This window comes from Corynebacterium sp. 5QC2CO (assembly GCF_024580435.1).
Taxonomy (GTDB): domain Bacteria; phylum Actinomycetota; class Actinomycetes; order Mycobacteriales; family Mycobacteriaceae; genus Corynebacterium; species Corynebacterium jeikeium_D.
This window is the reverse complement of sequence record NZ_JANIKI010000006.1, coordinates 39,007-50,678: the sequence shown is the minus strand read 5'-3', so window position 1 is coordinate 50,678 and position 11,672 is coordinate 39,007. Positions and strand designations below refer to the sequence as shown.

The following is an 11,672-nucleotide window of genomic DNA, read 5'->3' as shown; positions in this document are numbered from 1 at the left end:
AGTCAGCGAAAATCTCTACTTCGACCTGCCACCACTGGCCGCCCCAGTGCCTCGGACATATCCACCAGACGATCGGCCACGATTGTCACCGCACCAGAAGCTGTCTGCGCGATACCGCGCACCACCATCGCCCGCGAATTCACCGCTACCGGCCGAAATCGATTCCACAGCCCCGGCGTACACAGCACATTCACCAGCCCAGTTTCGTCCTCCATTCCCAAAAATGTTACTCCGCCAGCGGTCCCTGGACGTTGCCTATGCGTCACGACTCCCGCCACTTCTACTCGTGTTCCGTCGGGCACTGCTTTCAGTTCCGCCGCAGGCACCACTCCACGTTCCTGCAGGTCTGCCCGCAACGCAGCCACCGGGTACTGCCCCGGGGTCACTCCCGTTGCCATCAAATCAGCGGCCGCCAGCTCAAACTCCGTCATGCCGGGCAACGCAGGTGCGTCGGCAAGCGTGAGCCCCGGCAGCATGCCCTCACTTTCCGTCGCCGCCACGCCCGCCGCCCACAGTGCTTGACGACGGTCAATCCCCAGCGACCCAAGTGCTCCTGCGCGCGCCAGTGCTTCCATGTGCCCAACACTCAGCCGAGCTCTGCGGGCGACATCTGCTGCGTTGACAAATGGCCGCGCTGCGACGATACGTTCCGCCACGTCATTGCCCACACCGGCAATGGCGCCGAGCCCCAACCGAATACGCCCATCGATGACGCTGGCTTCCACGCCTGAAACCGAGATATCCGGACCATCGCAGCCGATACCGTGCCGGCGGGCATCGGCAATCAACGACTGCGGAGAGTAAAAACCCATGGGCTGGGCACGGAGCAACGCAACACAGAACTCCGCCGGATAGTGGTACTTAAACCAAGCCGAGAAATACACCAAGGAGGCAAACGACTGCGCGTGTGATTCCGGGAAACCGTAGGCGGCAAAGGCCACTATCTTGTTCCACAGTTGTTCCCCAACATCCGCATCAATGCCACTGGTGCGTTCTAGCCCAGCCAGAAAACGGGCATGGAGCGCTTCCATTTTGGCCACTGAGCGTTTCGAGCCCATAGCGCGGCGCAGCGAGTCCGCTTCCGCCCCACTGAAACCCGCCGCATCGACGGCCATTTGCATCAGCTGCTCTTGAAATAGCGGAATGCCCAGTGTCTTCCCGAGGGACTTCTCCAACACCGGATGCTCATAGGTCACCGGTTCGAGTCCATTTCGGCGGCGAATGTAGGGGTGCACGCTACCGCCTTGAATGGGGCCTGGGCGAATGAGTGCCACCTCCACCACCAGATCAAAGAACTCCCTCGGCTTCAGTCGGGGCAAGGTGGCCAGCTGCGCGCGCGATTCCACCTGAAACACGCCCACCGCGTCCGCGCGTGCCAACATCTCGTAAACCTCCGGTTCAGCGACATCTATTTCCCACAGGTTCACTCGGCGCCCATGCTGTTCATAGACCAAGTCAATGCAATGGTGGATGGCCTCCAGCATTCCGAGGCCAAGCAGGTCGAATTTCACCAGTCCCGCTGCCGCACAGTCATCCTTATCCCACTGCACTACCGAGCGACCTTCCATGCGTGCCCATTCCACTGGCACGACATCCGCAATCGGCCGGTCACAAATCACCATTCCGCCAGAGTGAATACCTAAATGACGAGGCTGCCCACGAAGCTGCTCCGCCAGTTTCCGCACCGGCTCCGGCGGGCACGCCTCCCGGTCTCTGACCCACGCATCGATAACGCCCGGCGAGTACCCCAACACCCGCGCCGCATCGCGCAATGCACCGCGCCGCCGGTAGGTAATGACATTGGCCACCTGCGCGGCATTGTCACGACCATACTTTTCATAGACGTATTGGATGACCTCTTCCCTACGGCCAGACTCAATGTCTACATCGATATCCGGCGGCCCATCCCGTTCTGGCGACAAAAACCTCTCAAACAACAGCCCGGCACTAATGGGGTCAACATTGGTGATCCCCAGCGCAAAACACACCACCGAGTTAGCGGCCGAACCGCGCCCCTGTGCCAGAATTCCCGCCCGGCGACAGAACTCACAGATGTCGTGCACGATGAGGAAGTAGCCCGGGAAACCCAGCTCTCGAATCACAGTCAGCTCATTCTCTAACTGCGCCCACGCCCGCGCTTGCACGGAGCCGTCCCCAGCTCCATCGGCCGGACCGTACCGCCGCCGTGCCCCTGCACGAGCAATTTCCCGCAGCCATGAGTCCTCATCGTGGCCCGCAGGAACCTCCCAGCGAGGCAACTCAGGCGCAATGAGATCAAGCGTAAAAGCACACTCACCTGCAATGTCCTGTGTTGCCTGCAGCACCTGCGCCCCCAGATACCGTGTTGCCGCCGATAGCTCCTCCCACGAACGCAACCAAGCTCCGCCTGCGGGCTCCAGCCGTGACTCGAACCCGTCTAAGTCCTCCCGCACAGCAAGAGCCTGCTTCGCCCCGGCCAACCGGCTTGCCGCAGGCGAGGCCGCCGTCGCAGCCGAGGAAACCACCTCCCGCAGGCCATACTTCACAGCTGCGGCCGAAATCGCCTCCGCATCATCGGCCGCCTGTGCTGTGGGGCTCACGCGGTGCTCGAGCGCCACGTTCTCCGCACCGAAGGCCGCAATGAGCTCTTCCAAGTCGCCGACCCAGCTGACGTCGGCAAGCACCTGCCAGAAACCGCCTGCGGCCTCCCCTAACTCTGGCAGCGAGGGATAGCGGACGACGGACTTCTCCCCTGCCGACATATGCGCATCACACAGCGTGTGGCTCAGGCGCCGATAGCCCTCGGGCCCCCGTCCCAGCACCGTGAGGGGCCGCTGCGGAAGCCCCAGCTCCGCGCCGATGATAGTGGCAATACCAGCCTCCGCTGCAGCCTCGGCAAAACGAGCGATTCCATAGAAACCATCGCGATCTGCCAGCCCCATCACGTTTAACCCCAAACGCGCAGCCTCGGACACCAATTCTTCCGGATCCGATGCACCATGCAGGAATGAATAACTCGAACGACAGTGCAATTCCGCCTTAATGTGCACAGGCGTAAATGACACACTACCACTGCCGCTAGCACCACTTTCCGGAGCTTCAAAAGCTCCAATGATGGAATCTGACAGCTGCCCCCGCCAGCCGTTGAAGCTGCCATTAGGCTGTAGTTTTCCTGAAAATTTACCCGATAGAATACGCTCAATCCGCGACCAGCTCAGTGGCCGACCGGACTGCTCCGACTGTCCGTCCGAGATGTTTTCCATGCCACGAACATTAACCCACCCCGCGGACTGAATTCAAACTTATTTTCGATTATCATCTGCATTAAGCACCACCCCCGCGACACATCCGTAAGTCACACCTCAGCCACGCTCGACTGTTTAGGCTGAAGTTAAATTTTCAGCACTACCTGGGCAAGTGCTAGCCTTAACCCCAGAATTAAAGACAGCTTGGTCTAGTTCTGCCTTAAAACTTCAGCTAACAAATCCCATTAAATAAGGAGACCCCTCGATGAACCTCAAGCGTTTTTCCGCCGGTGTACTTACTGTCGCGTTCGCCGCAACCGGCCTTACCGCCTGTGGCAGCTCGGATGACGCCATTCGCATCGGCACCACGGATGCCGGCAAGAAGGCCTGGACCGTTTTCGAACAGAAGGCTTCCGAACAGGGCATCGATCTGGATGTTCAGTCCTTCTCCGACTACCAGACCCCGAACCGCGCACTCGATGAGGGCCAGCTCGACGTCAATCTCTTCCAGCACATCAAGTTCCTGGCTGAGTACAACGTCGGCGCTAAGTCAGACCTGACTCCGATTGGCTCGAGCGAAATTGTCCCGCTGGCTCTGTTCTGGAAGGACCACAAGTCGGTTGATGAGCTGGAAAAGGGCACCGAGGTCGTCATCCCGAACGACCCGTCCAACCAGGGCCGCGCTATTAACGTGCTGGTTCAGGCTGGCCTGCTGAAGCTGAAGCAGGATGACCTGCTGACCCCGTCCCCGGCTGACATCGATAAGGAAGCTTCCAAGGTCACGGTTCTGCCGGTGGATGCCGCTCAGACCCCGGCCGCCTACGGTGAGGGTAAGCCTGCCATTATCAATAACTCCTTCCTGGACCGCGCCGGCATCGACCCGAACACCGCCATCTTCCAGGATGACCCGAACTCCACGGAGGCAGAGCCGTACATCAACGTCTTTGTCACCAAGGCCGAAAATGCTGATGACCCGAAGTACGCGGAGCTCTCCAAGATCTGGCACTCCAAGGAGGTCCAGGACGCAGTCGCTGAGGACTCCAAGGGCACCTCGGTTCCGGTTGACCGTTCGGCTAAGGAGCTGCAGGACATTCTGGATCGCGTCGAAGAGCAGCAGCGCGAGCAGAACTAACGCCACTGCCACCTAAGCACCGCCCAACACCAGGGAACACAGACCAAGGGGCACTGATCCACTCGTGACCAACAAGGGAACGAAGCTCGAATTCCGCGAGCTGAACAAGCAATTCGGCGACGTCACCGCGCTCGCCGACATCAACCTAACCGTTGAACCCGGCGAAATCCTCGGCGTCATCGGTTATTCCGGCGCTGGTAAATCAACGCTCATCCGTATGATTAACGGCCTGGAAAAGCCAACCTCCGGGCAGGTTTTGCTAGATGACACCGACATCGTCGGCATCTCCGAGCGCCAGCTACGGGGTCTGCGCCGCAATATCGGCATGATTTTCCAGCACTTCAACCTCTTCCATTCGCGCAACGCGATTCGCAACGTTGAATACCCGCTGGAACTGGCCGGTATGCCGAAGGCCAAGCGCCGCGCTCGTGCCCAGGAACTGTTGGAGTTCGTCGGTCTCGGCGACAAGGCGGAGTCCTTCCCCGAGCAGCTCTCGGGTGGGCAGAAGCAGCGTGTCGGCATCGCCCGTGCGCTCGCCACCGAACCGACGCTCTTGCTTGCCGACGAAGCCACCTCGGCACTCGACCCGGAAACTACTTCCGGCGTCCTGGATCTGCTGCGTCGCATCAATCGCGAAATGGGTGTCACTATCGTGCTGATTACTCATGACATGTCGGTTGTACGCGGTATCGCTGACCGCATGGCCATCATGGAAAATGGTCACATCGTCGAAACCGGTACGGTCCACGAGGTCTTTGCCAACCCCAAGACTGAGGTTGGCCGCCGCTTCGCCACCACCGCACTGCGCGATGTTCCAATTGGCCGTGAACGCGATTCGGTGAATCAGTCTGCCGAGAGCGCAGCGGCTCGCCTGGTCACCATCACTATCAATGACGGTGTTGACCTCGGCGCCCTGGCACAGGCCACTAGTGCCCACGGTGTCGCCGCCTCGGTGGCACACGGCGCGGTCGCCAATGTGCAGGCGAAGTCCTACGGCCGCCTTACTTTGCGGTTGACTCCGCTGACAGGCAATTCCGCCTCGGATCCCTCTGATTTCGATGCCGCCATTGCTGCTATTTCCGAACTGACACAGGTAGAGGAGCTTGCATCATGATCGGTCTCTTAAACTCTCTGCCATCGGTGAGTGGCAAGGACACCAACTGGGATAGCCTCGGCCCGATGCTGGGCGAGGCATTCGGCCAGACGCTCTACATGGTCTGTGTCGCCATGCTGATTGGTGGTGTCGCAGGTCTGGCAATCGGCGTGCTGCTCTACACCACCCGCGATGGTGGCGTGCTGCGCAACAAGTTTGTCTACCAGGTCCTCAATGTCCTGATTAACTTTGTTCGACCAATCCCGTTCATCATCCTGGTTACGGCCATCGGCCCACTGACAAAGAACGTGGTCGGCACCACGATCGGCACCGAAGCCGCAGTGTTCGTCATGTCGATTGCCGCCACCTTCGCCATCGCGCGCCTGGTGGAGCAGAACTTGATGTCCATCGACCCCGGCGTGATTGAGGCCGCCCGTGCGATGGGTGCAAGTCCGTGGCGCATCATCCGCACGGTCGTCGTGCCGGAGGCACTGGGCCCGCTGGTACTGGGCTACACCTTCGCATTCATCGCCGTGGTCGATATGTCGGCTATGGCCGGCTACATCGGCGGTGGCGGACTGGGCAACTTCGCAATCACCTACGGCTACCAGGCATTCGACTGGAACGTCACCCTGGTGACAACCCTGGTCATCATCTTCATCGTCCAGTTGGCGCAGATCTTCGGCAACTGGCTCTCCAAGAAGATTATGCGCAGGTAGCCGCGCACATTAGCTAGCCACTAGCTAGCGGCGGGTTACCTCGACCGCAGCCCAGCCCTTCTTTGGCCCTGGAGCATCACCGCAGGAAGACACAACGCCTTCCGTGGTGATTTTCTCCAGGGCCACTTCATATTCCACGACCTTGTCGCGGTCGCTGGGGCCGTCGTAAAGCGCGACGACTGCAGTCGTGCCGTCGACGTCAACGCGTGCGACATCGTCTACGCCCCACGCATCTGCTTGACGACGCACAGCCAACTCGGCCGCCTGCCCCTGCGGGGTGTAGATACCACGGCCGCGGCAGCCCTCCGCATGCACGATGCCTTGCTGCGCGTCTTCGATGACCCCCTTGGCATCCACCGCACTCAGACGTCCAAAGCTGTAATTCCACGGCAACAGCACGCTGGCCGGCGCAAAGCGGTGCCCCTTAGAGTGCGAGGTTTCCCACACGACCTCTGGGTAGAGATTGTGCATCGCAGCAGCGAGCGGGCGACCTTTAATTGCACAGCAGCGGTCACGCTTGCCGTGCGTACAGATGAGAAACAGTGGATGGTCCAGACGAGTGGCCCCTTCGGTGGGCTGGCCAAGGCGAATATCCAGAGTCATCAGGTCTTCAACATCGGCAACCATGCGATGTTCGAGAAAAACCTCAGAGCCATCCACTGACTCACAATGCGCGATATAGACGTTAACGCCATCACACGGCTGCTGGCCGATTCGGCCTGGCTTTCGAATCAGCTGCAACGCGCCACTGCGTTCAGACAACCAGGCCTCTACCTGACAGGTGATCTCTGCTCCCCATACCCCGCCGTCAAAAATATCGTGCGACCAACCGAGTTGGTGCTCCAACGCAATAAAGAGCTTTCCGGTCTTCGCAGTACCGGGAAGCGGCTCAGTCATCTGAGCGGAACAGGTGGTATCAAATTTGGCCTGGCTCATACGCCTAAGCGTAATTGAGTGCCCCCTGCGATTGGGTCTTAGGTCGCAGCGTTCACCCCTGTTTTATTACTATTGTGCAACACTTTGACAACAAATACTTCTGACCTCGACTTTTGTAGTTCAGCTTGTTGAAATTCCGTAACTGCGCACATACCGTCAGACGTATGAATACGAAATCGCTGGATGTTTCGCGCACCCGTACCCGTATCGCGGCATCCCTGTGCCTCGCATTGGGCCTGGCTCTCGGCGCTTGCTCCTCTGACTCCTCCTCAGACTCGGCTGCTGCAGTGTCTATGAAGACTGACTCAACCGCTGGTACCTCCGATTTGTCGAGCAGCTCTAGCAGCTCCACTAGCTCATCTGCGGCGGCGCAAACCACCATGGATGACGATGCTGCTCCGGAGGGCGATTTCAATAGTTCCTCCTCAGAAGCTGCCCCTTCCGATGGCGCTTACTTGGGTATTGAAGATGTCCGTGTCGGTTCCCACGACGGTTACGACCGCATTGTCTTTGAACTCACCGGCGAGGGCACTCCGGGATATTTCGTCCGTTACGAAGATGTGCCGACCCAACAGGGCTCCGGCAAACCGATTTCGGTCGATGGCACAGCCAAGCTGGTAATCGACTTGCGGGGCATGGGCTACCCCTTTGATTTCCAGATGGAGGACTTCCCCTCCGACTCGGTCAAGCCGACATCGACTTCCGTTATTAAGGAAGTCGTCGGCGCCGGCACCTTCGAGGGACAGACTCAGTATGTCGTCGGGCTCAAGGGAGATAAGACCCCATTCAAGGTTTTCTCGTTGAGCAATCCGAGCCGCCTGGTTATTGACTTCCAATCGAAGTAATCGGGTTGCCCCTCGCTACGCCTCTACGCGTAAGCACCCTCGATTCTCCATGCGCCGGCATGCCCTATGAGCAACCAGGCGGCGATGGTACCGTCATGCGCTACCGCACGGATTTGTAGTCTTGCCGCTCGGCGAGCCTCATCGGGTACCCACCAGCGCTCGTCAATCGGCCAGGGCCCAGCCCACGATGACACGCGGTACGTTGTCACTCCATGCCGCACCAGAGATGGTACCGCCGTCATGGTCGCTCGCCCAGTTACGCCCACGGTCTGCCCATTGTCATCGAGCACTTCCACCTCAGCATTAGCAGTCGCGGGAATAGTTGCCGGATTGGGAGCAAGAACGGCTCCCGGCCACGGCTGATTATTTTCCGCGGTTTTTGTGTTTTTGGGTTTTTCTCCGAAAGCGACAAATCCCACTCTTTCCCCTGGGCCACGCCCGCCCTGCATGATTGGTTGCTGTACTGCCTCTGACCCCAGTAACCCCTGCACACGCTCGGCAGCCCGGCGCGCCTTGGCTCGCGCATCATCACTACCGTGCCACAGATCCTGCTTTACGGTCCCGGCGGCGACCACATCCAGTGGCTCTAACTGCAGCTCTACAATTCCGCGGCTGTCATCTCCATCATTTTCCTCAGCGCCGTCAACAGTTCCAGCAACAGTGCCGCTGCCTCCTCGTGGCTGCTGCCGATTCCTGTTATTCAGCCAGCCATCGAGCTGCCACCGAACCCTGTCAGCCGTAGTCTGTTCTGCCAGTGGCTCAGTGCAGCGCCATACTCTGCGCACCTCTGAGCCGTCACTAAATTGCGCCACCACCGCTAAGCGGTAACACGAATACCCATGGTTAAAAAGTTTTTCATGCAGTTGCCCAGCTAGAGAGCGCGCGACGAATGAGGCCTCATCCACTCTCCGGAGTGGACTTTCCCAAGACTGGTAACTCACAGCCAGTCCGGGCGGCAAAGATCGCGGCGCCACCAACCGCACTTCCCCACGGCAGGCCAAATCGTGCCATCTAGCCCCCTGCGCCCCAAACCTGTTGGCTATATCCCGCTTCGGTAACGCAGCGACATCCCCCAATGTGCGCAGGCCGAGTTCCTGCCACGACTTCGCAAGCTCTGCGGGCATCTCCAGTGCACTTTCCGCCCTCAGCTCCACCAGAGAGATTCCCTGCCGAAATCTTTTGCCTTCATCCTCCCCGGGAGCTACCAGCACTCCCCTGCGCGCTGCCAAAATAGCTGTCACAATATCGTCCGCGAGCCCCAAGTTGCAGTCCACGCCCGGTACCGCAGCGGCATCAAGCAGCTTTTCCAAGGCCACATCCTGTCCGCCGTAATAACGCATTACCCCTCGCGCTGCCACAACCGCCAAGCCTGGCCGTAGAGCTTCAACCCCAGCTGCCACCGCCTCCAACCGTTGCAGCACGGACTCGAATTCCGCAGCGTCGCGCACCGCACTTTCCTCGACAACCTCCAGCTCCGGGCACAACGCTTCCGCATGGCGACGACTCTGCCCGCGCCGTACCCCTGCACGGCGCGCACTCGGAGAACAAGCAGCTACTCCGCTATCACCCACAATCGCAACTGGACTGAGCGGATTAGCCTGTGACGTCACAGATGCTAGATGCGCTGCCTGCACTGGCCAATCAGGAAGCCAAAGCGCCACCACACGGTTCGATTGCGCCGCTACCACTAGGACCTCCTCTGTGCGGGAAAGGCGACCACATTGTTCTGTTCCACCTGTTCCCCCACCCGCCAACGGCACTGCCTCCGCGGAAACCGCGTCCCCGACACACTGACTTGGTAATCCACTGCTCGAATCCGGCCATAACCAGTACCAAGCCCGGAAACACCAGCAACAGAGCTGGAAATTTCCGACTCAGCGCCCGGCCACTGCTGCCCGACAAAAACCAGAGCACAACCACTCGTGCGCAGTCGTGCCTGCAGCGGACGTGCCTGCGACGGCGGCGGAGTGCGTGCCAACGAAGCCACCACCAAGTCAACGCCGTCCGCCAACAGCCCAATTACTTCAAGTGGCTGCATTCCAGGATCTGGCACACAGACGATGTTCGATAGCTTCCCGCCCAACTCCACCACGGAGAGCAACCCCTGTTCAGCGAGTCCAACTAGCGCAACATGACCTGTCTTCGTAACTTCCGCGATTAGGCCTGCCAATACTGCACCGGGCTGTTCAATGACACTGACAGCCCCTTTTCGCACTGCTCCCGCCAACGTATTTTCCAACGCCTCCGGCACCGGCAGAGCCTCACCGAGCCCAAAGGTTGCACCAGTTGCAGTCCCACCAGACTGGGCCGCCATCGCCTGCCGCAATGCCGCAATAGTCTGCTCCCTAGACTGCCCCGCAGCAATATTGACCGCCGTTGTCACTTCTTGTTCCACCTCATCCCACTGCTATCCCACTGCCATCTCACTGCCCTGCCCACCACGAACACTGCTCGAATATTCTTTCCCAACAAGCGGATTAAACACTACCCTAAATAGCACGTACGTTCGATGTTAATGTGCGAAGAAAAGCGCCACACATCACCGCGCGACGCTCTAACCTCAGCCGAGTACTACATTTCGTACTACTTAGGCCTTCACATCCAGAACTACATCGAATTCGAGCAAATCAGCCGACGACGACACCGGCTTGCGCTTTTCGCCCTCATGCGAAGCCTTGAAGGCACGACCCTCACGCCACCCCTGGTAGGCCTCCTCGCTCTCCCACTCGGTAAAGACAAAGTAACGGCTCTCTCCCGCAGTCGGACGCAGCAGCTGGAAACCAATGAAGCCCGGCACATCGCTCATCTTTGAAGAGTTAGCGGAAAAGCGACGTTCGAGCTCTTCTCCCGCGCCCTCAGGAGCGGTAATAGCGTTAATTTTTACAATGCTCATGGCCTTAACACTAGCCACACAACTCTCAACAATCTATAGCTCCACCGTTACTAAACTTAAGAAGTATGACTGAACGCAGCCGGCACCAACACTCTTCAGGCTCTTACCAAGACGCGGCCCACCGCACGACAAAATTTATCAATAGTCCCGCGCGACTGGGGACGGCAATTGGTGTCACCACCGCAGTGATCGCACTGCTCGCACTACTTAAAGCCCACATCATCGGCTCCATTGGCTGGTGGATCATGATAGCGCTTTTACTGGTACTCATCGGCACCACACTTTTCGTGCGCCAGGCAAAAGCACCCACCAAAGAAACTCGGCCATCCTTTTTCGCCGAGCCAATGCGTGAGTCACCAAACGACATCTCGTGGAATAGCAGTATAAGCGTGCTGCTGATGTTCCCCGGCGCATGGATTATTGCCGCCGTCGCCGAGCGAATCTCCTCTACACCGGTCGCCTTCATAATGACCCTAGTTCTGGCCGTCATCACCGCTACCTGCGCAATCCTGCCGCGACAATTCGGCTTCCTCCCCCTCGCCGCGCACCTTCCTGACAATTTCGCCCAGCGCTGCCCCTACCCTGCCGACTCACCAGAGGCCCGCATCCTCACAGTCCTCTTCATCGCACGTCTACGCGACGGCTACGTCTTCTTCACCGACCAACTCCCCTATTTCGCCATGCTTGACGACGATGCCGTGAGCGCAGCCCTCCACACCCTAGCCACCGATAAGCGCATCACCATCACCAAGAACCATTCGGCCTTGACGGAAAAGGGCCGTGCCCGCGAGTTTGTACAACTCACAGACACGGCCCTTGCCAACTAGTGG

Annotated in this window: 10 protein-coding genes; 5 read left to right on the top strand and 5 right to left on the bottom strand. The window is 59.1% G+C overall.

The features are described 5' to 3' along the window. Nucleotides 1-2: 2 nt before the first annotated feature. A complete protein-coding gene (locus NQ014_RS06545) occupies nucleotides 3-3,242 on the bottom strand; it encodes an error-prone DNA polymerase (RefSeq protein WP_257074395.1) in 3,240 nt (1,079 codons plus the stop codon). 247 nt (nucleotides 3,243-3,489) lie between these two features. On the opposite strand from NQ014_RS06545, the gene NQ014_RS06540 reads away from it, so the two are divergent. From NQ014_RS06540 to NQ014_RS06530, 3 genes are all read left to right on the top strand, one after another. Continuing rightward, entirely contained in the window at nucleotides 3,490-4,356 is an 867-nt protein-coding gene (locus NQ014_RS06540) for a MetQ/NlpA family ABC transporter substrate-binding protein (RefSeq protein ID WP_257074394.1), read from the top strand. Between the two features lie 64 nt (nucleotides 4,357-4,420). Beyond that, nucleotides 4,421-5,470, top strand: a complete 1,050-nt coding sequence (locus NQ014_RS06535) for a methionine ABC transporter ATP-binding protein (protein ID WP_257074393.1) — start codon at nucleotides 4,421-4,423, stop codon at nucleotides 5,468-5,470. Nucleotides 5,471-5,535: 65 nt separating this feature from the next. Further along, a complete protein-coding gene (locus NQ014_RS06530; RefSeq protein ID WP_224433327.1) occupies nucleotides 5,536-6,168 on the top strand; it encodes a methionine ABC transporter permease in 633 nt (210 codons plus the stop codon). A 24-nt stretch (nucleotides 6,169-6,192) separates the two neighbouring features. On the opposite strand, the gene NQ014_RS06525 is transcribed toward NQ014_RS06530, so the two are convergent. Then, nucleotides 6,193-7,104, bottom strand: coding sequence for a sucrase ferredoxin (locus NQ014_RS06525; RefSeq protein WP_257074392.1), 912 nt, complete (start codon nucleotides 7,102-7,104; stop codon nucleotides 6,193-6,195). A 164-nt stretch (nucleotides 7,105-7,268) separates the two neighbouring features. On the opposite strand from NQ014_RS06525, the gene NQ014_RS06520 reads away from it, so the two are divergent. Further along, nucleotides 7,269-7,949 (top strand): hypothetical protein, encoded by a 681-nt coding sequence (locus NQ014_RS06520; RefSeq protein WP_257074391.1) that lies wholly within the window; start codon nucleotides 7,269-7,271, stop codon nucleotides 7,947-7,949. A 23-nt stretch (nucleotides 7,950-7,972) separates the two neighbouring features. On the opposite strand, the gene NQ014_RS06515 is transcribed toward NQ014_RS06520, so the two are convergent. From NQ014_RS06515 to NQ014_RS06505, 3 genes are all read right to left on the bottom strand, one after another. Beyond that, nucleotides 7,973-9,637 (bottom strand): DNA polymerase Y family protein, encoded by a 1,665-nt coding sequence (locus NQ014_RS06515; protein ID WP_257074390.1) that lies wholly within the window; start codon nucleotides 9,635-9,637, stop codon nucleotides 7,973-7,975. Continuing rightward, on the bottom strand, nucleotides 9,637-10,332 hold the full coding sequence (locus NQ014_RS06510) for a hypothetical protein (protein ID WP_257074389.1): 696 nt from the start codon (nucleotides 10,330-10,332) through the stop codon (nucleotides 9,637-9,639). The genes NQ014_RS06515 and NQ014_RS06510 overlap by 1 nt, the downstream gene beginning before the upstream one ends. A gap of 204 nt (nucleotides 10,333-10,536) precedes the next feature. Beyond that, the gene (locus NQ014_RS06505; RefSeq protein ID WP_257074388.1) at nucleotides 10,537-10,842 is read right to left on the bottom strand and encodes an antibiotic biosynthesis monooxygenase; all 306 of its coding nucleotides are present in this window, start codon (nucleotides 10,840-10,842) and stop codon (nucleotides 10,537-10,539) included. Nucleotides 10,843-10,907: 65 nt separating this feature from the next. Between NQ014_RS06505 and NQ014_RS06500 the strand changes: the two genes are divergently transcribed. Further along, nucleotides 10,908-11,669 carry a hypothetical protein gene (locus tag NQ014_RS06500; RefSeq protein ID WP_257074387.1) on the top strand — a complete coding sequence of 254 codons (762 nt, stop codon included), beginning with the start codon at nucleotides 10,908-10,910 and terminating at the stop codon, nucleotides 11,667-11,669. Nucleotides 11,670-11,672 lie beyond the last annotated feature (3 nt).